Raw genomic sequence first — 24495 nt, 5'->3', positions numbered from 1 at the left:
TCCAAACTAATAATTAATACATCATGAAAAAACAAATACTCTTTTTTCTGATCGCCTGTGGATTTTATCATGCACAGGTGTTTTCTGAGAATTTTAACGGAGCTGGAATGCCTCCGGGATGGACCACAAACAATCCAAATACGGTATACAATTGGGCAGTAGGTACAACGAGTGGCTTTGCTTCATTTCCCAATGGGGCAGCTTTTTTTGATGATGATAATGCAGGTCCTGGCGGGATCAATAGCAATGCAAGATTAGTATCTCCCGTTATCAATCTTTCTGGTGTTTCAAACCCCAGACTTTCATTTAAATATGCCAATATGATTTATACCCTTAATACGACGTTAAAGGTTGAAGTTTTTAATGGCACTTCATGGGTACAGGTATTTACAGCTTCGGGAGAATCCGGAACCTGGACGATTGATGTTAATACACTCACTTACATTGTTACAGGGTATAGTGTAGCAACCAGTATCAATCTGGCTCCATATGCCAATGCCAATTTTCAAATGAGATTTGTATATGATGATGTAGGAGATTACTCGTTTGGAGTGGGAGTGGATGATATTGCCATTACAGCAGGAGTATTGGGAACTTCTGAAGTTTCTCTGGCGGATACAATGCAGGTCTACCCAAATCCGGTAAAAGATGATGTGTACATTCATTCTAATAATTTAAAATCTGATTCTGAGGTCACCGTACTTGATATGTCCGGCAGAAAAGTCAAAAGTTTCACTGGACATTATGAAAAATATGATCTTTCTGATTTACCGAAAGGAAACTATCTCATTCAGATCAATAACAAAAAGGAAATCATAAATAAAAAGATCAGAAAAGAATAAACCTTGCTGTAAATTTTAAGTAGTATTCACTAGTAACTTCCAGCCTCCTTCTTCGATCTTCCATTCTTAATTCTATAGATTCTGACAATAGCGCAAATAGCAATTTTTGTGTATGCGCGTCTTGCTTCTTGAAGTAATTTTGTCTGGTCTAAATTTAACGTAATGGAATTAATAGAAAAATTGAACTGGAGATTTGCTACCAAAGCAATGAACGGTCAGAAAGTGCCACAGGAAAAAGTGGATAAAATATTAGAAGCTGCAAGACTGGCGCCCACATCAAGCGGACTTCAGCCTTTTGAGATCATTGTGATCACGAATCAGGAGGTGAAGGAGCAAATTAAGCCTCATGCATGGAATCAGCCGCAGATCACAGACTGTTCGCATCTTTTGGTGTTTGCAGCATGGGATAATTACACGGAAGAAAGAATCAATGGTATGTTTGATCTGACCAACAAAATCAGAGGTTTTGAAAACGAAGGCTGGGAAAACTACAGACAGATGCTGCTGGGAACTTACCCTCAGAGATCTGCTGAAGAAAACTTTACACACGCAGCAAAACAGGCTTACATTTCATTTGGTGCAGCCATTATCGCGGCAGCTTTTGAAGAAGTAGATTCTACGCCAATGGAAGGGTTTTCTCCTGACGCTGTGGATGAAGTTTTAAATTTAAAAGAAAAAGGTCTGAAGAGTGTCCTTCTTCTGCCTATCGGTTACAGAAACTCTAAATCAGACTGGTTGGTGAATCTTGCCAAAGTGAGAAAATCTAAAGAAGATTTTATTACCGAAGTCAATTAATGACTCATTGTTTTCTTATAAAAAATCCCTTTCAAGACAATTGAAAGGGATTTTGTTTTTTGATTAGTATTCTTAATCATATTTCTATCTAAACCTCATAGGTTTCAAAAACCTATGAGGTTTAATGTCATTAATTATTAGTTATTCGGTTTCCAGTCCACAACCGCTCTAATGAACGCCTCCGCATTTTCCACAGGAATATTAGGTAAGATTCCGTGGCCAAGATTCGCGATATATCTGTCTTTTCCGAAACGGTTGATCATTTCAGTCACCATCTTCTTGATGGTTTCCGGTGTAGAATGTAGTCTTGCAGGATCAAAATTCCCCTGAAGCGTCATCGTGTGATTCGTTAATGTTCTTGCGAATTCAGGAGTGATGGTCCAGTCCACGCCCAAAGCAGATGCTTTAGACATCGTCATATCTTCCAGAGCAAACCAACATCCTTTCCCGAATACCACCACATGGGTAAGAGGACTTAACGCTTCAACGATCTGATTGATATACTGCCATGAGAATTCCTGATAATCCGTAGGAGAAAGCATTCCACCCCATGAATCAAAAACCTGAACCGCAGAAACTCCTTTTTCCACTTTTCTTTTCAAGTAGGCAATCGTAGTATCTGTGATTTTCTGAAGCAGTAAATGAGCCGCTTCAGGCTGCTGGAAACAGAATGATTTTGCGATATCAAAAGCTTTACTTCCTTTTCCTTCAATGCAGTAACATAGGATCGTCCAGGGAGAACCCGCGAAACCGATCAACGGTATTTCGTTATCTAATTTAATTAATGTAAGCTCGATAGCATCAAAAACGTATCCTAAAGTATCATCCACGTCAGGAACAATCACATTCTGAACCTGTTCCATCGTTCTGATTGGATTATCCAGCCACGGACCTACATTTTCTTTCATTTTAAAATCGATTCCCATGGCTTGAGGAACTACTAAAATGTCAGAAAACAAGATGGCTGCATCCAAAGGAAACCTACGGATAGGCTGTACAGTAATCTCAGAAGCCAGTTCAGGCGTCTGACATCTTGTAAAGAAGTCATATTTATCCCGAAGAGCAATGAATTCCGGCAGATATCTTCCGGCCTGTCTCATCATCCATACCGGCGGTCTTTCTACCGTTTCTCCGCGGAGTGCTTTTAAATATAAGTCGTTTTTAATCATAATTTATTTAAACTAATATGGCCATTCCCGGCACTTATTATTTTTACCAGCCAAACTTACGGCTGCTTCAAAGTTCTTTTTTTATCAGCTCAAAGATAGAAACCAGATTATTTTCTTCCGAGGTAAATATCTCCGCTGTGGTGTGCTTTCGCAGTTCATTAGAGGTTGTTTCACCGATGGAAAAAATCTTCATTTCTTCTAAAGAGTTGAGTTTTGCAAAACTACGAACTCCGCTTGGACTAAAAAAAACTGTAGCATGATATTTTTCAGGTAGCAAAGGATTGATTTCTTCGGTGTTGTAAACCGTGATCTTTTTGTAACGGATATTCTGCAGCGGAAGATCTTTGTCCAGAACATCAATGGCCAGATTGCCACAGAAGTGAAGGAACTGTTCGTGCTGGCAGTTTCCGATAATAAACCTTGAAAGGGTTTCTGCATTTTTCAGAACCTTGAAGGTCCCGAAACCATATTTTCTCAGTTCGCGTTTCGTTTTTTCACCGACACAATATATTTTGTTATAATTTTTAGCGGTAAAATCTTCGTTGGGTTTAAACCGATTGGTAAAGAAAGATTTCACTCCATTCACACTTGTGAAAATCAGGGAGTGATTCTTTAAATCGAATGCGGCAATTCTTATAGGTTCCGTTCTGATCACCTCAATACATTCAGCCGAAATATCCGATCCTAATTCTTTGGATAGCAATGCGGCATCTATGGTTTTGGTGAATAGAATTTTCATTAGGGTTTATCTTTTAAGTGTAAATCATCAACCAGCAATCGTACTTTCTTCATGAAATCCTTACCCGGATCTTCTTTTGCTGTGAAATAATTCGGGTCGGTTTCTTTCCAGAGTTTTGATCCTCTAAAGATACCATATTCTGAATGACCTATCAGATATTCTATATTGTATTTTTTAGTTAAGGACTTAATTAATTGTACATTAGCTAAAACCTGCTTTTCTGTCAGCGGCTGTTTTTTGCTTCCTATGTTTTCAATACCAATGGCGCAATAGTTAAGACCGATGGTATGTCTTGCAAACATATTAGGCTCCATAAGCTGATAAATGGTACCGTCTCTGTCTACTATAAATTGGGAGGAAACATTCAGTGTGCTTTGTTTCTTTAAAACATTTCGGGCAGATTCCAGATGGGTCTTGTTGAAATATTTGTAATTCGTTTCCACAGTTCCACCTGCGGTATAATGGAGTACAATTATTTTAGGTGAAATGATCGGTGAATTCTGAGTCATATTATAATGACTTTTAAGATACTCAAGGCTCAGTTTTACTCTTTCCGGAGAATAATCAATAGGTTTATTAACGATTTTAAATTCGCCGGTCTGAGCTTTCGTACAACATGCGATCAATACAAAGAAAGCATAAATAAGGTTTTTCATACAATGGTACTTATTTCTGGTATTGATAATGTCCTGTAATGGTGTATTTAAAAAGGACGTCTTCCACAACCTGTCCGCCTCCTATATTATGTACGATCAGAAACCTCTTTCCGTCAGCAGATTTTTTATTGACAACAATTCCGATATGTGTTAAATTTCCAGGCAGAAGCCATGTGACAATATCTCCCGGAATATACAAAGCAGGATTGGTTTCAATAGATTTTGCTTTCCCATACTTAGAAAAGAACACGGCCAGATTCGGAACCCTGCGGTGATCAATATTCGTGTCAGGTTTCTTCAAACCCCAGATTTTAGGATATTTTGAGAAATTTTTCGCCATATCCTCATGCACTTCCTTTTGAAGGTCAATCCCCATTTTTCTATAGGCTCTTATCACAACATCTGTGCAAACGCCTTTATCTGCCGGAACATCTCCATTCGGATATTTAAGAACAAAGTAAGTGGGGTCATAGGTAACCGTTTTATCCACCAATCCCAAAGCGGAATCGGACAGCTGAAGTGCAAATTTATTCTGTGCACTTGCTATACCCATGAAACATGTGAATGCTAATAAAAACAGATACTTTTTCATTGTTCCGCAATTGAGAATTTTATCATCATTATGACAGTGTTATGAGTTCTGTCATGCTTAAATATCAAAGATATTCTTAACCCATCTTTAAACTGAATAGTCTAAATGCCTTAATGTTTAAAAAAGAAAATAAATGTAAATAGTTTTAATAAGAATTCTTGATTTCAGTCATCAGTTCTTTTCCACCGTTTTCAAGAACGATCTTAGCGAACTTTTCTCCAAAATTCTCGGTTTCGTTGTACTCGAAGTTTTCGTCGGTGGCGATGCAGTTTTTGCCATCCAGAGAACATAATGCCGCTTTGAAACGGATCTGGTTTTCGAAGATTTCTGCATAAGCACCAATTGGAGCGGTACATCCGCCTTCCAGTGTGCTCAGGAAGTTTCTTTCGATTTCTACACAGATCTGGGTTTTCTTATGATTGATCTGGCGCAGGATCTCATTGATCTCTGTTTTGTCAGAATGTCCGGCCACGGCAATTACTCCCTGGGAAGCTGCCGGGATCATTAACGGAAGCATCTCATAATCGATGTCCATTTTCATTCTTTTAATTCCTGCCAGAGATAAAATCGTAGCGTCAAAATCTCCCTCCTCCAGTTTCTGAAGACGAGTCTGGATATTTCCACGGATATCTGAAAATTCAGCATGAGGATAATTCTTTAGCCAGAATGCTCTTCTTCTCAGGCTGCTGGTTGCCAGTTTCAGTTCGTGGAATTCTTTATTCCTTGAAGATTCTTTTCTGATCAGTACGTCCTGCGGGAAATCTCTTTCCAGATAAGCAATGATCTCAATATTTTCAGGAAGCTGTGTAGGCACATCTTTTAAAGAGTGTACAGCGATGTCAATCTCATCATTCAGTAAAGCCACATCAAGGTCTCTTGTGAAAACCCCGGTGATTCCTAAAGAATAAAGCGGTTGATTTAAGTTCTTATCGCCCGAAGATATGATAGGAACGATTTCCGTTAAATAATTACGGTTTTGAAGGTGCCTCGCAACCTCTCTTGCCTGCCAAAGTGCAAGTGCGGAATTTCTTGTTCCGATTCTAATGCTTTTCATTGAATTCGTTGTTTGGTTGTTCAACTAATATTTCGTGCATTAATTTACTAATTTCTTCGGCTTTTAAAGGATTATCGATGATAAATTTTGCAAAACGGTTGGTGATTTTCTGGATCATTTTGTCAGAAAGCTCCATGTCCGTGATGTTTATGTATTTATTTTTTCTGTAAAATTGATGCATTTCATTGCGTTCCATATTCTTCAGAACCGCTTTGAAATGGTGAATATTGGGTGCCAGCTTTCTCTTTTTTTCCCATTCCAGAAACTCTTTCATCAGTTCTTTGATGATTTTTTCAGCTTTTGGGATCTCTTTTTCCCGCTGCTGAATGGTTTCCTGAATTTGTTTTGAAAGTTCATCTACATCAATCAGCGTTACATTTTCATTGTCCGTAACGTTCTTTTCAACGTTATGGGGAATGGAAAGGTCAATCACTAATGTTTCTTTTCCGTTTGGAAAGTGAGACTTGTTGATGATAGGATGTTTAGCTCCGGTAGCGACAATCAGGATGTCTGTATTTTTTATTTCCTTGTCAAAATCAGCATAGTCAACATGAGGAATATTATATTTCTCGGAAATTTTTTCAGCTTTCTCCTGAGTTCTGTTAGCGATTTTAATTTTAGGCTGGTAAACGTGCTTCACCAGATTTTCAACCGTATTCTGCCCGATTTCACCTACACCCAAAAGAAGAATGTTCTTCTCCGTTATCTTTTTCTGGCTGTTTAAGATGTAATGTACGGCAGCATAAGACACAGAAGCGGCGCCGTTGGAAATTCCGGTTTCGTTTTTAATTCTTTTCGAAATCTGGATCGCGGCGTTGATTGCTCTTTCCAGATAAGGATTTGAATTCTGTCTTTCTTTTTTAAACCGGCTGTATGCTTTTTTGATCTGTCCGATGATCTCAAAATCCCCGATAATCTGACTTTCCAGTCCTGCTGCTACTCTGAACAGGTGGATCAGCGCCTCTTCTTTGGTCAGGATATTCGCAAACTGAAGGAAATCGGTAAGATGAACCCCGATGGTTTTGCAATATTCCTCTGCGACCAGAAGATAATTGGGTGAAGTGGTATAGATCTCGGTTCTGTTACACGTGGAAACCACAAATGCATCCCCTAAATCTACATTATGGATTCGGGTGACAAAGTTCTTGATGTTGTCATCAAAGAATGCAAATTTTCCTCTCGTTTCTACATCAGCCTTCTCGTAGCTGATGGAAAGTACAGCAAAATTCGATGTTTGATGGATGTTGGAATACTGTAACATAAGCACGGCAAATTTACGGTTTTTTTAATTAATCATCTTCTGATAATGTATATGATAATTATCGTGAAAAACTATGGTGGGGAAGGAGTGAAACAGACGCTGAAAGAAGGCAGATTGAAGTTATATGATGGTACAGTCGATGGGAAAATAATTTATAATCAGCATTTTATCATTTTTTAAGAGAGAGATTTCTTTGTATTTGACTCAAAGATTCGTACCTTACGTGTTCAGGCGTCATTGCCATTAATTTTAGTTTAAATCAGACTCCGTAAATGATTAAAGCAAAAGTTAATATAAGATTATAAATTTTAATAAAATTTTAACCAAATTATATGCAGGTTAAATTTCTTTAGTAGTGTTAAATTTATATCTTTGTAAACTTAAAATCAGAAGAAAAATATGAGTTTATTCGATATGTTTACGCAAGAAATTGCGATAGACCTTGGTACTGCCAATACCCTTATCATCCATAATAATAAAATTGTTATAGATCAGCCGTCAATTGTTGCAATTGAACGTTCTACGGGTAGGCCCATTGCGGTCGGCGAGCAGGCCAAGCATATGCAGGGTAAAACTCATGAGGATATCAAAACCATTCGTCCGCTAAAAGACGGGGTAATTGCAGATTTCCACGCTTCTGAACACATGATCAAAGAATTTATCAAAAAAATTCCTGGAATTAAAGGTAGATTCATACAGCCGGCACTGAGAATCGTGATCTGTATCCCTTCTGGTATTACTGAAGTTGAAAAAAGAGCGGTAAGAGATTCTGCTCAGAAAGTAAACGCTAAAGAAGTAAGACTGATTTACGAACCAATGGCCGCCGCAATAGGAGTTGGGATTGATGTACAAAAACCTGAAGGAAATATGATCATCGATATAGGTGGTGGTACTACGGAAATTGCAGTGGTAGCTTTAGGAGGTATCGTGTGTGACAAATCTGTGAAAATTGCAGGTGACGTATTTACCAATGATATCGCTTATTACCTAAGAACTCACCATAACCTTTACATCGGAGAGAGAACTGCTGAAAGAATCAAAATTGAAGTAGGTTCTGCAGTGGAAGATCTAGATGTAGACATTGAAGATATCCCGGTACAGGGTAGAGACCTTATTACAGGGAAGCCGAAAGAAATCATGGTAGGCTACAAAGAAATTGCGCGTGCATTAGACAAGTCCATCATCAGAATTGAAGATGCGGTAATGGAAACGCTTTCTCTTACGCCACCGGAACTGGCTGCCGATATTTATAAAACAGGTATCTATCTTGCTGGAGGAGGTGCTTTATTAAGAGGTCTTGCAGACAGATTGCACAAAAAGACCGGTCTTCCTGTATTTGTAGCAGAAGATCCGTTGAGAGCTGTTGTTCGCGGAACCGGTATTGCCCTTAAGAATATGGATAAATTCAATTTCTTAATTAAATAATTTTAACTTTTTACGACAATACATCTGAATGGGATTTTTGCTGAGACTATTTTCGAAGAACGCTCTTTTTGTCTTCTTTATATTCCTGCAGATTGTTGCTCTGGTTCTTATATTCTCTAAAAACGCCATGCAGAAATCATGGGTAGCTGGCCAGTCGGCTGCGCTGAATTCATGGATTTCGGGGTATATAGATGAAGGGGTTTCATATCTGAAACTGAAACAGATCAATGAAGATCTTGTGGCTCAGAATAAATCTCTGATGCTCCAGCTTTATGGAAAAGAGGGAGCCAAGAATCCTGTATTCAAAAAAGTACATGATACTTTAGGCGGTGGACAGATCTATACTTTTGTAGACGGGGAAATCGTGTTTAACAGTATCAACAGAAGAAATAACTATTTTACCATCAACCGTGGCCGCAGAGACGGTGTTTTTCCTCAGATGGGCGTGATGGCTCCCAAAGGAATCGCGGGGATCGTCATCAATTCTACAGACAGCTATGCTTTGGTTCAGTCTGTTCTTAGTGTTAATAAAATCAGAATCAACGCATCGTTGAAAAATTCCGGATATTTTGGAACTTTAACGTGGAATGGTGATAATTCCAGAGTAATGCACCTTGCCGATATTCCTAAATATGTCGCCTTAAAAGTAGGAGATACAGTTGTTACAGACGGTAAATCTGCTATTTTTCCTAAGGGTGTCATGATAGGAACCATTGCGGGATATTCTGTAGACAATAAAACCGGTTTCTGGGATATCTCAGTGGAACTGAGTGAAAAAATGGGTGCTTTGAGTAAAGTATTCGTTGTGAAAAATCTTAAGAAAGCCGAAGTACAGAGAATTCAGGATACATTGCAGACCGTAATAAAAAAAGAAAATGATTAGCAGGACTTTATTTACCGATATATTGATCATGATCTTCCTGGTTGCATTACAGATTTTTGTACTCAACAGGATTACGCTTTTCGGAAAATATACACCGGTTCTTTATCCGGTTTTCGTCATGTTTTATCCTTTCTTCAGAAATAAATATCAGTTTTTAGCTTTAAGCTTTTTAATAGGACTTTCTGTAGATGCATTCCTTTATTCATGGGGAATCAATGCATTTGCAACCACGTTGATCGCGTATTTCAGAACGTTGATCTTCAGGACTTCCACAGATACTTCCACAGACTTTTTCTCTTTTCAGTCCCTCCAGTGGGCACAGTTTTTACTGTTTCTGTTTTCAAGTATCTTTCTGCACCAACTTTTAGTGCAGTACATCGAATTTTTTAAATTTAGCCGATTTTTCGAAATATTATTTAATGTAGTGATCACAAGTGTAATTTCCTTTATATTTATCGTTGTTTACGCATTAATATTTAAAATCAAACAAAAAGTTTGAACACACGTTATTTAAAAATCTTTTCTGCCTTAGTTGTCATCGCCCTTATTTTTGTGGCGAGGCTTGCTTATTTGCAGATGTTTACAGACCGTTATGCCTTAAATGCGGCCAACACCTCCATTAAAACTGAATACGTCATTCCACAGAGGGGTGTCGTTTTCGACAGAAACGGAAAGATCCTGGTGGGAAACCAGCCAGCCTACGAAGTGTCTTTTACGCAGGCGCTCATGAAACCGGATTTTGACACATTGGGATTCTGTAATCTGATGCAGATCAGCAAACCCGATTTTATCAAAAGAATCGATATCATCAAGAAAGAAAAATACTATTCCAAGCTGACCCCAATGACTTTTCTGAAGGACCTCAGCAGAGAAGATATTGCGAGAGTACAGGAGATTATTTTCAAATATCCTGCATTTAGTATTGTATCCAGACCTCAGCGTCAGTATGAAGTGGGAACTTCCGGAAACCTTTTGGGGTATACCAGTGAAGTAAATGAAAGAGAAATAAAGAAAGATTCAGCCTATTATCTTCCGGGAGATTTTATCGGAAAAACCGGGGTTGAGAAATCTTATGAAAAAGAACTTCGCGGCGTAAAGGGTATGAAGTATATCCAGAAAGATATTAAACTTCGAAATATTGGTTCCTATAAAAACGGAACCTTAGATAAAGACGTTATTACCGGAAAAGATATCACCCTCACCATTGATTACGACCTTCAGAGAATGGCAGAAGAAATGCTGGTGGGAAAACACGGAGCTATCGTAGCCATTGATCCTAATAACGGAGAGATTCTGACCATGGCAACCGGTCCGGATATTGATCCGAATTTATTTACAGGACCTTATAAATCAAAAAATCTTTACGCATTATCGCAAGATACCTTATACGAAAATAAACCTACGTTTGACCGATCAGTTCAGGCGGCTTATCCTCCGGGATCTACCTTCAAATTGCTGACTGCTTTGGCAGGAATGCAGATGGGTGTAATGGATGAGAATACCATTTTCCCTTGTGGTGGCGGATTTTATTACAGAGGTTTAAGGATTAAAGGTCACGGAGGAGCAGATCCTCTGATTCCGTCCATTCAGGTTTCCAGTAACTGTTATTTCTCGCATGCTTTTATTGCCATTATGAACAAATATCCTGGCGATCCTTCCAAAGGGGTTGATGAATGGAAAAAGATTATGAGTAGCTTTGGAGTCGGAGAATATCTGAATAATGATATTGCCGTTGGTTCACCGGGAAGAATTCCTACCGGGAAATTTTACGAAAAGAGAAGTGGTAAAAAAGACTGGACCTCAGCATACACCATGAACGGTTCCATCTACAACGGAATGGGACAGGGAGATGTTTTGGTAACCCCTCTTCAATTAGCAAACTACGTAGCTGCCATTGCCAATAAAGGCTGGTTCTACACCCCTCATATCGTTAAATCTATCGATGGAAAACCTAATCCTGATAAAAGATTTAAAACAAAACATCAAACACTTGTAGACCCAAAACACTTCGAACCTGTACTGAAAGGGATGGAGGCTGTAGTATTGAGAGGTACGGCAAGAAGTTTGAAATCCAATGATTTCACCCAGCTGGCCAAAACAGGTACGGCACAGGTGCCTCAGGGAAAGGATAACTCGATCTTCGTTTTAATTGCACCCGCAGACAAACCAAGAATTGTGGTGGCAGCAGTAATGGAACATGCAGGATTTGGTGCCACATGGGCAGGTCCTGCCTGTACAGTGATCGCTGAAAAATATATTACCGGAGATCTGAAAAGAGAAAACCTTTACAAGAAGATGACCGGTGCGACCTTTATGCCGGAGTACAAAAGACAATGGGTAGCAGATCTGAAACGTAAAGGCTTATACAAAGATCCTAAAGAAGATTCTGTTAAGCTGAAAAGAAAACTGGACAGTCTGAATTTTATCAAAGAGCAGAAAATAAAGCTGCAGAAAAAAATAAACGAAGAAACAAAGAACAACGCTAAAAAAGTAAAGCAATGAAGTGGGCAGAAGGAATAGATAAACTAGGACTGGGGCTGTATTTCCTGCTTTGTATTTTTGCGATTGCAAATATTTACAGTGTTGACCAGAAATTAGGGGAGAAACAGTTGGTATTCTTCTGTATCTCTTTATTTGTCGGGTTGGTTATATTCGTGGGAAGAAGCAAGTTCTTTGAGAACATGTCAGGTATTATCTATATTGGAGGGGTCTTACTTTTGATAGGGCTTTTCCCGTTCGGGAAGGAAATCCTGGGCCAGAAAAACTGGTACAAATTCGGAAGCTTTACCATGCAGCCTGTTGAATTTGCAAAAATAGGAACAGCACTCATGCTGGCGAACTACGTTTCCGGACCGGATTTTAATCTTAAGGTTAAAAAATCACTCTGGACTGTTTTAGCCATTATCGGAATTCCCGCAGCAGTGGTTCTGATGATTCCGGATGTGGGCTCCATGCTTGTATTTATTGCATTCTTTATCGCTTTATACCGAGAAGGGCTGAGTGGTCTTTTGTTTGGGATAGGATTTGTTTTTGCAGGAGTCTTTTTAGTCTCTCTTGCGATACCTCCAGTGTATGTAGCATTGACAGTTGTTGTGATTGCCGGAGTACTGATCGCCATGAATTACCATAGAATGTCCTGGGATGTGATCTCTATTTCAGGGATTGCGGGATCAATTATATTACTGTGCGGACTGGCTTTCGGATCACCCTATATCTTAGAAAAACTTCCAAAGCACCAGAGAGAAAGAATCGAGGTTCTTTATAAAGGAGAAAAAGCATTCAGAGATACCTCCGGGTATAACTTATTATATTCAAAAACAGCCATTGGATCCGGTGGACTTCTGGGAAAAGGATACCGTGAGGGATCTGTAACCCAAGGGAAATTCGTACCGGAACAGGAAACCGATTATATTTTCTGTACGGTAGGCGAAGAATGGGGCTTTGTTGGAAGTGCCGTTCTGGTCTTATGTTACATGGTATACATCGGACGGATCTACTATCTTGCGGAACAGCAGAAGTCAGCCTTTAACCGGGTATTTGGGTATTGTTTTGCTTCCATCCTGATGATGCACTTTACCATCAATTTAGGGATGGTTATGGGGCTTTTCCCGACCGTGGGTATTCCACTTCCTTATTTCAGTTATGGAGGAAGCTCCCTGCTTGCCTTTTCTATAATGACTTTTATTTTCTTTAAACTTAATTATTCGGATAAGAACAGCTTGGTGTAATTTTCATATGTATTTGAAAATGATGTATATTTGAAGATATATATTGTTTTGATATGAAAAATAAATTACCCTTTTTTAGTTTAGTTCTATCATTAGGAGTATTAGGGCAGTCTGTGGAAATAGTTCCTACCACTGAAAATTATGGTTCGAATGGAATAGTCTATAATAATTCTTTATTTTTTTCTAAAAGTGGCATACTGTTGAAATTTGATGGTACATCTATTACAGGTCTTCCGGTGCCTATGTATAATAACCAACCTATTGAAGGTAAATTAGATGGTAGTATGTTTGTTTATAATAATAAACTGTGTTATAGCTATGACTATATTCATAACCCTAACCATCTTTTCGAATACTTAAATCAGGATTATTTCATTACATATGACGGGACTACCCAAAATGTATTTTTAAATCCTGATTTTGTTTTTTCATACAGAGGAATACAGATTGGGGATAACGGAAGTGAGTATGAGCCTGTCCTGTATCAAGGAAAATTGATTTTGAAAGGAGCTAATAGTTCACCCCGTGTTGGTCAATCCTATAGTCTTCCTTCTGTTCCTCATATCTATTCTTTTGATGGTCAATCGCTTACTAAAATTAATAATCTAAATATTAATAATTCTACCCCCACATGGCATGATCAAAAATTAGGTGATTGGGCTTTGGTTTTTAATAATGAACTCTATTTTTGTTATGCCACCGGAACGACTCCAATTTCATCTGATCGTATTGCGAAATTTGATGGAACAAATATAACCGTACTTGATGGAAATTCACCTTATAAAGGAGGCATTTTTAATCTTAATAATGCTTTATATTTTAAACTGATGTATACTACTCAAAGTACTCCGGGAGGTCCATGGTTATATTATCATCTTGCAAATTATACTCCCGCAACTAATACTTTATCATATTTTTTTATGCAGCCTTATAATGCGGAATGGTCTCAATTTAAACCAGTTATTGATAATTCAAAGGCTTATACAATTATTGATAATAAACTTTCAATTTTCGATGGTACAGGGGGAACTCAGATAAATAAAGTTGCTGTAACTGATAAAGGAATTGTTGGAAGACCTGTATTATTTGGAAACAATATCTACTTTCAATATCAAGATAGTAATAATAAGTATTTGTTAGGTAAATATTCAGCAGGAAATATTTCTCTGGTACAAAATCTTTCCACGTCTGATACTGGTATAGGAAAGAGTTTTATAGAATTCAATGGAAATCTGTTTTTTATGTATACATCCGGAAGTATTAATTATCTGGCAAAATATGATGGACAAAATATGACAGTAATGCCAAACCCTGATAATGGGCAAGGTGTTCAAGATTCTGAATTTGTAGTCTATGGAAATGATCTTTATTTCCCTTATAAGAATGCTGCAGGAATTATTAATTTGGCTAAATATGGAACTACAGTTTTGAATACGAACGAAGCACTTAAAGAGACTGGTGTTTCTGTATTTAAAGAGGGTAGTGGGTTTTCAATAGTTTCAAAAACTGAAAAAATTGCAAAGATAGAGGTCCTTGATGCTTCAGGAAGAAAGATCTTGAACGCTAAAACCAATACTCAGAAATATTCTTTTGAAATTGGAACTCATGGAGTTTTTATTGTTAATGTTACTCTCAATAGTGGTAAGGTTTCCACATTGAAGGTCAGAAATTAGATGATTGAGGAAGGGAAAGCTCTTTTTCTATGATGACTTTTATTTTCTTTAAATTTAATTATTCGGATAAGAACAGCTTGGTGTAATTTTAATGCATATTTGAAAATGATGTATATTTGAGGGTATATATCCTTTTAATATGAAAAATAAATTACCCTTTTTAAGCTTGATGCTATCATTAGGATTATTGGGACAATCTGTTGTAGTTGTACCAGGTACTGGAAATTATGATTTAAATGGAATTGTTTACAATAACTCCCTATTTTTTTCTAAGAGTTTTAAACTGTCAAAATTTGATGGAGTTTCTGTAACGGCAATTCCTGTACCCGAATATAATAGCCAACCCATTGTTGGAAATTTAACTGGAAATATGATTATTTATAACAACAAACTGTGTTATAATTATGATTATAAAGCAGGAGGTGGCCCTACTAATGAATCCCAGAACAAAGATTTTTTGGTTACTTATGATGGTTTGTCCCAAACTACTTTCTTAAATCCTGAAGCAGTTTATTCTTCGGGAGGAATATTCATTGGTGACAATGGCAGCGAAAATGCACCTATTATAAGTAATGGTAAATTGTTTTTAAAAGGAGCTTATTATTCGGGAGTAAATTCCAACCTGTTTTTATTTGACGGACAGGTTATTAAAAAAATTAATAATGTTAGCAATCAAAGCGATCAAGCAACCGGGCAGGTGAAATTGGGAGACTGGGCACTGGATTACAATAATGAGCTTTACTTTGGTTATCAGGACTCTAATATGACATGGCCTGGTATAGCAAAATTTAACGGGACGAGTATTGTAAGACTCAATACTGATAATAATAAAGAATATTGGGGAAGTATTTTTAGTCTTAATAATCAATTGTATTTTAAAATTAATTTTATGAGTGCGCCATCAGGCTATGGTATTGGAAGCTATGATGCTTCTGCTAATACAATATCAAAGATTCCTACACCTGTTTTGCTTTATAGTGGTGCCCAAAAACCTTTGGTGTATAATTCCCAAGCTTTTATAACCGTAGGTGATGTTAAGCTTTCTGTTTTTGATGGGGTAACGGTTAATCAGGTCGCAAATATTACAACAAATGATAGAGGAATTGTAGGAAGAAGGGTCTTATTTGCAAATGATATTTACTTTCCATATTTGGACAGTAATAATAAATACCTTTTGGGTAAGTATTCCGGGACTGGTATTTCTTTAATTCCTAATCCTTCAACAGCTGATCAGGGTATAGGAAGGAGTCTTATAGAATTCAATGGAAATATGTTTTTTACATACACCTCCGGAGGTATTAATTACTTGGCAAAATATAATGGACAAAACATTACAGTAATGCCAAACCCTGATAATGGGCAAGGTGTTCAGGATTCTGAATTTGTAGTCTATGGAAATGATATTTATTTCCCTTATAAGAATGCTGCAGGAATCATTAACATGGCTAAGTATGGAACCACAGTTTTGAGTACAAAAGAGACGGTTAAAGACGTTGGTGTTTCTATATTTAAAGACAACAATGGTTTTTCGGTAGTATCAAAAATTGAAAAAATTACGAAGATAGAAGTTCTTGACGCCTCAGGAAGAGAGATTCTAAACGGGAAAGCCAATACCCAGAAATATTCTTTTGAAATTGGAACTCATGGAGTTTTTATCGTGAATGTCACTCTTGAAAATGGTAAGGTTTCTACATTGAAAGTTAGAAATTAAATATTATTAGATGAATACTTGTAAATATGTACATTTAAAACTTTTAATATGAAAAATAAATTAATCTTCTTTAGTTTGGCAATGTCTTTAGGATTATTAGGCCAAACTGTGAAAGTGGTTTCTTCAACCGAAAATTATGATTCAAACGGAATTGTCTATAACAACTCTTTGTTTTTTTCTAAGAATAATAAATTGGCTCAATTTAATGGAGTTAGTGTAGTAAATCTGCCTAATCCTAATGATAATGGTCAGCCTATCGACGGAAAACTAACTGGCAGTATGATTATTTATAATAATAAGCTCTGCTACAATTATGATTATACATATCTTTTCAGTACAGCTCCTACTCAGTATCGAACGAAAGACTATATCATTACTTACGATGGAAGTACACAGACCGCTTTTTGGAATTCAGACGCAGGTTCCGATGGAGGAATATTTATACATGATAATGGAGGCGAGGCAGGACCTGTATTGTATAATGGGAAACTTATTTTTAAAGGGTCTTATTATGGGGGTAGCAATTTGTTTACCTTTGATGGACAGGTGGTTAAGAAAATTCCAAATCAATATAATATCAGCTCATCAAGTAATAGAATAAAATTGGGAGATTGGGCTTTGGTATATAATAATATTTTATATTTTAGCTATGTAGGTGATGGGAATTGGGATGGGATAGGAAAGTTTGATGGTACCAGCATTACTAAAATTACAAATAATAACCAAGAGTATTGGGGAGGTATTTTTGCTCTTAATAATACATTATATTTTAAAATGTACTTTATGAGTAATCCGGCTGCCTATAGCATGGGAACTTATGATCCGGCTGTAAATGATGTGTCAATGATTTCGAGTCCCAATATGTTTCTTAGTGGGGGAGGCAAACCTTTAATGTATAATTCGAAGGCTTATATGACGAGTGGAGGTGGCAAATTTGCAATTTTTGATGGGCTGACAACAACTGAAATACCAAACTTGAATATGAACGATAAAGGCGTTGCAGGAAGCCGTGTTTTATTTGGGAACAATATTTATTTTCCATATCAGGACAGTAATATGAAGTACTTTTTAGGACAGTATTCTGGAACAAGTATTTCTTTAATACCAAACGCCTCTACGTCTGATCAAGGAATAGGAAAATCTCTTATTGAGTTTAATGGGGAGTTGTATTTTACTTATACTACAACAATATCTCCTACACCAAAAACCTTTTTGGCGAAATATGACGGACAGAATATAACAGTACTACCAAATCCGGATAGTGGACAGGGCGTTCAGGATTCTAAATTCGTAGTCTACGGCAATGATCTTTATTTCCCTTATAAGAATGCTGCAGGAATCATTAACATGGCTAAATATGGAACCACAGTTTTGAGTACGAAAGAGACGGTTAAAGATGTTGGTGTTTCTATATTTAAAGATAACAATGGCTTTTCGGTAGTATCAAAAACTGAAAAAATTACGAAGATAGAAGTTCTTGACGCCTCAGGAAGAGCGATTCTAAACACGAAAGCCAATGCCCAGAAATATTCTTTTGATATTGGAGTTCATGGAGTTTTTATCGTGAATGTCACTCTTGATAACGGTAAGGTTTCTACATTGAAAGTTAGAAATTAAGAGCATGTTTCTATTATCAAATAAAATAATAATTTAAAAACATCAGAAAGTCAAAATTTAAATTTTGACTTTCTTGCCCTTGACTCGTTATTATGAAAAACGGATATATCTCCGATCAGGATTTCCAAAACATCAATTTTGCAGATCAGCCCTTACAAACAGGCGAATACGAAAACTGTACCTTCAGAAACTGCAGCTTTGAATACGCAGATCTCTCGGATTTCAGTTTCACAGACTGTGAGTTCATAGGTTGTAATCTGAGTATGGCCAAATTGATCAAAACAGCGTTCCGCACCGTTCTTTTCAAAGAATGTAAAATGTTCGGGCTCCAGTTCAGTGACTGCAACGGCTTTGGCCTTTCATTTACTTTTGACGGATGCGCTCTCAATAATGCGGTGTTTTATAATACCTCAGTTAAAAAGACCGTATTCAGGAATTCTAAATTAATAAAAACCGATTTTGCCGAATGTGACCTGTCCAGTTCAATATTTAAAAACTGTGACCTGTCCGGGGCTATTTTCGACCGTACAAACCTTGAAAAAGCAGATTTCAGGACTTCCTTCAACTATTCCATAGATCCAGCCTTAAACAAGCTTAAAAAGGCTAAATTTTCCCTTTCTGAAGTGCATGGACTGCTTTACAAGCTCGATATTGAAATTGACAGGGAGTAGAGGTTAGAAGCTAGATATTAGAAGTTAGATGGTAGAGGCCCGAAAACCTCTTCTGTTTATATGATTAAATATTCAATAAAGGCGGGCTTTAGCCCGTCTTTGTATTTTTATTCGATAGGTTAGAATAAAAACAACATTTTATTTATTCTACTATTCTAAAACCTATCAACCAATAATTCAATAGAGGTGGGCTTTAGCCCGCCATTTTATAAGGCTTTAGCCAAAACTTATTCTTTTCAACTTTTCTTCCATCTCACAAGCTGAACTATTATTCTTTTATGGGAAACCACACCAAAATAAAAAAACCATCAGATATCTGATGGCTTCATTATTTAAATCAATTATTTAAAATTAAAAACTTGTCGCTGTGGATGGAGTAGAAGCTGCTAAGTTATTATAAGCATCTCCGTTCTCGTTGATTACTCTTTTTGCAAACCTGAATTTTGGTCCCCAGTAAGAATCATTCAGCGATGAGATCATTACCCCTTTAGAAGTGGCTGCGTGGATGAATTTGATTTCACCTTCTTCAGTTACACTTTCTACGATACCTACGTGAGAGATTCTTCTTCCGTGTGAAAAGAAGATTAAGTCTCCTTTCTGAAGGTCTCCTTTTTCAATACTTTCACCTTCCTGAGCCTGAGAAGCTGCTACTCTTGGTAAGCTAAGCCCCGCTGCTGCTCCGAATACAGAAAGAACGAAAGCTGAACAATCAATACCTCTTCTGGTCATTCCTCCGTATCTGTATGGAGTTCCAAGGTATGTTTCAGCTTCTGTTAGGATATTATCAATCGTTTTATTGTATTTGACTGCTTTTGCAATCTCAGAATTCTTGATCGCTTTTTTCGCGTTGGCGATAGATGCGGCCTTTTCAGCCAGAAAAGAATCGATAAGTCTTTGCTTATCCTGCTCCATTTTCTTGTTATCTATAGAAGCTAGTTTGGCATCTGTTTTGTATTCTTTAGCGTAAGTTGCTGGCTGTGAAACTACATAGTTTGTAGCGCAAGATTGAACTGAAACTGTAGACACTAAAGCAACTAAATAAAACAAGACTCTTTTCTTCATATATATTTGATTATCCGTGTTAAAAGGAATATTTATTTTCACAAAGCATTACAAAAGTAGAGATTCCGAGCAAAAGAGCCCCGATATGATTATTGTCAGGTTCTTTATTTAACACATTTTAACATATTATTTAAGTATGTTAAAGAAAAACAAACCGCAACCGCCTGTTTTTGGTGAGTCTGCGGTTTTTTTTATTATGATTCTTTAACAAAATAAATGACCTTTCCTCTGTTTATCGGATTCTGAGATTCAAAACTCTAATTTTCAACGGTGTTAATAAAACAAAAAAAACTCCCCGGAAAAACCGGGGAGCTTAACTAATATGGAACTTTACAGATGTTATTTTGTAAATAACATTTCTCTATATTTAGTCATTGGCCAAAGCTCGTCATCCACCATCATTTCAAGATCATCAGAAGCTTCTCTGATCACATCAAATAAAGGAATTACTTTGCTGCAGTACGTTTCTGCCTGCTTCTGACTATTTGATACAGCTTTCGCTGCTTCTCTTGCTTTAATAAGATCTTCAACGCCCAGTTTGATCTTGGAAACGTTTTCGGAGATATTGGTGATTAAGCTCATTTGCTCTTTCGCCAATGTTTTGAATTCTTTGTCCGGGAATATTTCTTTAAGACCTTTTACGTTCTCGATCAGTCTGTTCTGATAATTTAAAGCTGAAGGAATGATGTGGTTTCTTGCGATATCACTTAAAACTCTTGCTTCAATATCAATAACAGTAGAATATTTTTCTAATTTGATTTCGTTTCTTGCCTCAACCTCTCTGTGGGTAAATACTCCGATTTCTTCATAAAGAGCAACGAATTTTTTATCCATTTCCTGCTTAAGCGCTTCCGGAGTGGTTTTTAAGTTATTCAAACCTCTCTTTTTAGCTTCTTTCGCCCAGTCATCAGAATATCCGTCACCTTCAAACATAATGCTCTTGCACTGCTTGATGTATTCTCTCAATACATTGAAGATCGCTTCGTCTTTCTTAAGACCTGTTTCAATAAGGGCATCAACTTCTTTTTTGAAATCGATTAATTGTTTTGCAGCGATGGTGTTCATTACCGTCATAGATTCCGCACAGTTTGCAGAAGATCCTACCGCTCTGATCTCGAATTTATTTCCTGTAAATGCAAATGGAGAAGTTCTGTTTCTATCTGTGTTATCCAGAAGAATTTCAGGAATTTTTCCAACTACGTTTAATTTAAGATCTGTTTTTTCGTCCGGAGAAAGTTTTCCTTCCGTTACTTTTTCAAGCTCTTCCAGTACTCTGAAAAGCTGGCTTCCGATAAATACGGAAATAATTGCTGGTGGAGCTTCGTTGGCACCTAATCTGTGGTCGTTACTTGCAGAAGCGATACTTGCTCTTAAAAGGTCAGCGTATTCGTAGACTGCCTTGATAGTATTAACGAAGAACGTTAAGAACTGTAAGTTTTTCTTAGGATTTTTTCCAGGGCTTAAAAGGTTTTCACCTGTATCCGTTGCTAAAGACCAGTTGTTGTGCTTACCGCTTCCGTTTACTCCTGCAAATGGTTTTTCATGGAATAAAATATGGAAATGGTGCTTGTGAGCAATTCTTGCCATAATGTCCATCAACAGAGAGTTGTGGTCTACAGCAACGTTTACTTCTTCAAACATTGGAGCAAGCTCAAACTGATTTGGAGCTACCTCGTTATGTCTTGTCGTTACAGGAATTCCCAGCTTCATACATTCAATCTCCAGCTCTTTCATGAAGTTCATTACCCTTGTCGGGATAGAACCGAAATAGTGGTCATCCAGCTGCTGTCCTTTAGCAGGAGAGTGACCTAATAAAGTCTTACCTGTTAAAACAAGATCCGGACGCGATTGGTATAATGCGGAGTCAACTAAGAAATATTCCTGCTCCCAACCTAAAGTAGGAGTTACTTTTGTTACATTTTTGTCAAAATACTGCATCACGTTTGTTGCAGCTTCATCTACAGCATTCAAAGCTCTTAAAAGAGGTGCTTTATAATCTAAAGTTTCTCCTGTATAAGAGATAAAGATAGAAGGAATACATAAAGTAGTTCCCATGATGAATGCGGGAGAAGTAGGGTCCCATGCTGTATAACCTCTTGCTTCGAAAGTATTTCTGATTCCTCCGTTCGGGAAAGAAGATGCATCAGGCTCCTGCTGAATCAGTAGGTTTCCGCTGAATCTTTCGATAGCTCTTCCTCCTTCAATAGGAGTAAAGAATGAGTCATGCTTTTCTGCAGTAGTTCCTGTCAATGGCTGAAACCAGTGCGTGTAGTGAGTCGCTCCTTTGCTCATTGCCCAGTCTTTCATAGCTACGGCTACCTGGTCTGCAATGTGTCTCTGAATCTTTGTTCCTTTTTTAATGGCATCCATAATAGACTGGAATGCTTCCTTTGTCAGGTATTCTCTCATCGTCTCTTCTGAGAAAACATTCTGGCAGAATAATTCTGACAATTTTCCGGGAACCTCAACAGAATTATCTCTTCTGAAGTCCTTAAATGGTAAAGTTTCTAACGCTTTGAATCTTAAAGTTGACATATTAAGGTTGTATTTTGTGGGGCAAATTTACAAAAAAAATGAATTCAAAACGATTTACCCCTGTTTTTTTTAGGGGTGTCTGTGAAATTTATTTAAATCAAACGATGGTTTAATCTTTTTTGAAGGGGGTACATATCGTATGAAAGGTAATACTTAGCCCTGTTATGGCTGCAAGGATACGTTTAGCGCAGTACATTTTAGAATGATAAAGATACAAATTTAAACTGCTTGTTAAAAGATACTTAAAATAAGTTGAGCCGAGATTTTGTATATTTGTGTGAAATTTATTTTATGACAAATTCTAGAGCTAGAGAAACAACGGAAGCAATTGAAAGATTGTATATTTCTATGAGACACCTCTTCTACAGAGGTTTTTTTAAACCTGCCGGTGTTTCTGGAGAAAGTATCAGAAGTTTGTTAAAGACTATCAATCCAGAGATTTATGGCACCATGAATATTCCTAATAAATTGGAATTAAATGGTTTGATGTACGTTTTAGACAGACTTCCGGAAGGAATTGAAGAATGTGCTTTTATTCATCTTACATCAGATGAGGGTTTTGATAAAGGAAGTTTCGAACCTATTGTACCTAAAAAGAGAAGAAGAAACTGTTACAGAATAGACGAGCACCAGATGAATATTGAAGTTCTTTTGGGGCGCTCCGAAATTTATGATATTCTTACCCACCTTACCTTCTTATTTATAGAAGCAGACAAAGTGAGAAATCTGGCTTTCATTCAGGATGAAAACTGGAAACCTACGCGTGCTTTTAAAATCATCGAAGAAGTAGTAAAAGGCGAGAAGAAATTCAGCAGAAAAGAAAAAGAAGTGGCTTTGATTCATTTATCTTCTTTAATAGGAAGAACGTTTGAAGAAACGTTGAATGCGTATAATTCTTTCGGGGATGATCAGAATCCTGACCGTCTATTCAAAATCATCTACAACTTAGGAAAAGTAAGTCTTGAAGATGCGAAACAGACCAGAGAAAGAGAAATTCATTTCAGTGCGATATTAAAGGAAAGAGTGGGACACCATTATTTCGGTGAGAAATGGGCCAACAAAGTGAAAGAAGTGTTATTTGAAAACGATCTTCACATGCGTCCGCTTCACATTATTTCAGCCAACATGCATTCCGTGAAAAATATGCTGTATGGAAATGATGCCTTAAAGAAAAAAGACAACAAAGAAGTAGATTATAAACTGTACGGAGATATTTCGGATAAGAAAGAACTTCGCGACAAGGTTTCAAAGTATGCCTTGGAAGAAGGTTTGATCTATATTAATGATAAGAGCGGAAGTAATATTGACGTTCAGATCATTGATTTAAGCAAAACAGATCTTAAAAACACCCCATTCAGCGGTATAAAATATGGAGGAGACGATGTGATCATGGTGTTCGACTATGCTTTCGGAGAGCAGGCTTTTGAGGTAATGGATGAGCTGTTAAGACCTTTCGAACACAAAGGAGAGGTGTATATGATGAAAGTAAAATCTGTTTCCATCATGGGTAAAGCCGGAATTCTGGATGGAGGAAAAGGAGATATCATGATTCCTACTTCTCATATCTTTGAAGGAACAGCAGATAACTATCCATTTGAAAATGCCTTGAAACTTGATGATTTTAAAGATGAGGAACTGAAAGCTTTTGAAGGCCCGATGATCACGGTATTAGGAACATCGCTTCAGAACAGAGATATTCTTTCTTATTTTATGAACACTTCATGGAAAGCTATCGGTCTTGAAATGGAAGGAGCGCATTACCAGAAAGCTATTCAGGTCGCTTCGAAGATCAGGCATCATATTGCACCGGATCTGTTTGTGTGTTACGCCTATTATGCTTCGGATAATCCATTGGAAACAGGAAGTACACTGTCTTCAGGAGGTCTTGGTCTTACAGGAGTAAAACCTACCTATCTCATCACTTTAAGAATCCTTGAAAAGATCTTACAAAGCGGAAAAAAAGAAATTCCTGCTAAAAAATAATTTGATTTTAAATCATATTGAAACCTCAGGTGTATTTTACATTTGAGGTTTTTTGTTTTTTTTAAACACAAATGGCACAAGGTTTTTCACGAATGCCAC

Annotated in this window: 20 protein-coding genes; 12 read left to right on the top strand and 8 right to left on the bottom strand. The window is 37.2% G+C overall.

The annotated features are described in order from the left end of the window. Window positions 1-23 precede the first annotated feature (23 nt). Window positions 24-842 (top strand): T9SS-dependent choice-of-anchor J family protein, encoded by an 819-nt coding sequence (locus tag N0B48_RS15575; RefSeq protein ID WP_259839709.1) that lies wholly within the window; start codon window positions 24-26, stop codon window positions 840-842. Window positions 843-1004: 162 nt separating this feature from the next. Beyond that, entirely contained in the window at window positions 1005-1637 is a 633-nt protein-coding gene (locus tag N0B48_RS15570; RefSeq protein WP_259839708.1) for an NAD(P)H-dependent oxidoreductase, read from the top strand. 137 nt (window positions 1638-1774) lie between these two features. Here N0B48_RS15570 and hemE read toward each other — a convergent pair whose 3' ends face one another. The 6 genes from hemE to hemA form a co-directional block, all read right to left on the bottom strand. Further along, complete coding sequence (gene hemE, locus N0B48_RS15565) at window positions 1775-2806, bottom strand: uroporphyrinogen decarboxylase (protein WP_034724166.1); 1032 nt, start codon at window positions 2804-2806, stop codon at window positions 1775-1777. A gap of 67 nt (window positions 2807-2873) precedes the next feature. Further along, the gene (locus N0B48_RS15560) at window positions 2874-3545 is read right to left on the bottom strand and encodes a uroporphyrinogen-III synthase (protein ID WP_259839705.1); all 672 of its coding nucleotides are present in this window, start codon (window positions 3543-3545) and stop codon (window positions 2874-2876) included. Beyond that, the gene (locus tag N0B48_RS15555; protein WP_259839704.1) at window positions 3545-4201 is read right to left on the bottom strand and encodes a peptidoglycan recognition protein family protein; all 657 of its coding nucleotides are present in this window, start codon (window positions 4199-4201) and stop codon (window positions 3545-3547) included. The genes N0B48_RS15560 and N0B48_RS15555 overlap by 1 nt, the downstream gene beginning before the upstream one ends. Window positions 4202-4211: 10 nt before the next feature. After that, the gene (locus N0B48_RS15550) at window positions 4212-4793 is read right to left on the bottom strand and encodes a DUF1287 domain-containing protein (RefSeq protein WP_259839703.1); all 582 of its coding nucleotides are present in this window, start codon (window positions 4791-4793) and stop codon (window positions 4212-4214) included. A 145-nt stretch (window positions 4794-4938) separates the two neighbouring features. Then, window positions 4939-5847, bottom strand: coding sequence for a hydroxymethylbilane synthase (hemC, locus tag N0B48_RS15545; protein WP_259839701.1), 909 nt, complete (start codon window positions 5845-5847; stop codon window positions 4939-4941). After that, window positions 5834-7108, bottom strand: coding sequence for a glutamyl-tRNA reductase (gene hemA / locus N0B48_RS15540; RefSeq protein WP_259839700.1), 1275 nt, complete (start codon window positions 7106-7108; stop codon window positions 5834-5836). The genes hemC and hemA overlap by 14 nt, the downstream gene beginning before the upstream one ends. Before the next feature lie 399 nt (window positions 7109-7507). Here hemA and N0B48_RS15535 point away from each other — a divergent pair, with 399 nt between their 5' ends. The 9 genes from N0B48_RS15535 to N0B48_RS15495 all read left to right on the top strand — a co-directional run bounded on the left by N0B48_RS15535 (window position 7508) and on the right by N0B48_RS15495 (window position 18816). After that, window positions 7508-8533, top strand: coding sequence for a rod shape-determining protein (locus N0B48_RS15535; RefSeq protein ID WP_034700899.1), 1026 nt, complete (start codon window positions 7508-7510; stop codon window positions 8531-8533). A 28-nt stretch (window positions 8534-8561) separates the two neighbouring features. After that, window positions 8562-9416 carry a rod shape-determining protein MreC gene (mreC, locus tag N0B48_RS15530; protein WP_034724154.1) on the top strand — a complete coding sequence of 285 codons (855 nt, stop codon included), beginning with the start codon at window positions 8562-8564 and terminating at the stop codon, window positions 9414-9416. Then, window positions 9409-9915: a rod shape-determining protein MreD gene (locus N0B48_RS15525; RefSeq protein WP_259839699.1), complete on the top strand. Its 507-nt coding sequence runs from the start codon at window positions 9409-9411 to the stop codon at window positions 9913-9915. Before mreC ends, N0B48_RS15525 begins: the two co-directional genes overlap by 8 nt. Next, on the top strand, window positions 9912-11918 hold the full coding sequence (locus tag N0B48_RS15520; RefSeq protein ID WP_259839698.1) for a penicillin-binding transpeptidase domain-containing protein: 2007 nt from the start codon (window positions 9912-9914) through the stop codon (window positions 11916-11918). The genes N0B48_RS15525 and N0B48_RS15520 overlap by 4 nt, the downstream gene beginning before the upstream one ends. Then, window positions 11915-13144 (top strand): rod shape-determining protein RodA, encoded by a 1230-nt coding sequence (gene rodA, locus N0B48_RS15515; protein ID WP_259839697.1) that lies wholly within the window; start codon window positions 11915-11917, stop codon window positions 13142-13144. Before N0B48_RS15520 ends, rodA begins: the two co-directional genes overlap by 4 nt. Before the next feature lie 53 nt (window positions 13145-13197). Continuing rightward, window positions 13198-14817 carry a DUF8694 domain-containing protein gene (locus tag N0B48_RS15510; protein ID WP_259839695.1) on the top strand — a complete coding sequence of 540 codons (1620 nt, stop codon included), beginning with the start codon at window positions 13198-13200 and terminating at the stop codon, window positions 14815-14817. 139 nt (window positions 14818-14956) lie between these two features. After that, a complete protein-coding gene (locus N0B48_RS15505) occupies window positions 14957-16528 on the top strand; it encodes a DUF8694 domain-containing protein (RefSeq protein ID WP_259839694.1) in 1572 nt (523 codons plus the stop codon). Window positions 16529-16576: 48 nt separating this feature from the next. After that, entirely contained in the window at window positions 16577-18145 is a 1569-nt protein-coding gene (locus N0B48_RS15500; protein ID WP_259839692.1) for a DUF8694 domain-containing protein, read from the top strand. Between the two features lie 92 nt (window positions 18146-18237). Continuing rightward, complete coding sequence (locus N0B48_RS15495; protein ID WP_259839691.1) at window positions 18238-18816, top strand: pentapeptide repeat-containing protein; 579 nt, start codon at window positions 18238-18240, stop codon at window positions 18814-18816. A 351-nt stretch (window positions 18817-19167) separates the two neighbouring features. On the opposite strand, the gene N0B48_RS15490 is transcribed toward N0B48_RS15495, so the two are convergent. Continuing rightward, complete coding sequence (locus tag N0B48_RS15490) at window positions 19168-19878, bottom strand: C40 family peptidase (RefSeq protein ID WP_259839689.1); 711 nt, start codon at window positions 19876-19878, stop codon at window positions 19168-19170. Window positions 19879-20217: 339 nt separating this feature from the next. Next, window positions 20218-22413 (bottom strand): glutamine synthetase III family protein, encoded by a 2196-nt coding sequence (locus tag N0B48_RS15485; RefSeq protein ID WP_034700888.1) that lies wholly within the window; start codon window positions 22411-22413, stop codon window positions 20218-20220. 291 nt (window positions 22414-22704) lie between these two features. Here N0B48_RS15485 and N0B48_RS15480 point away from each other — a divergent pair, with 291 nt between their 5' ends. Continuing rightward, window positions 22705-24396 (top strand): DUF6909 family protein, encoded by a 1692-nt coding sequence (locus N0B48_RS15480; RefSeq protein ID WP_259839688.1) that lies wholly within the window; start codon window positions 22705-22707, stop codon window positions 24394-24396. Window positions 24397-24495: the final 99 nt, after the last annotated feature.

The sequence above is a fragment of the Chryseobacterium herbae genome (assembly GCF_025154075.1).
GTDB classification, from domain to species: domain Bacteria; phylum Bacteroidota; class Bacteroidia; order Flavobacteriales; family Weeksellaceae; genus Chryseobacterium; species Chryseobacterium herbae.
This window is presented reverse-complemented; position numbering and strand designations above follow the sequence as displayed.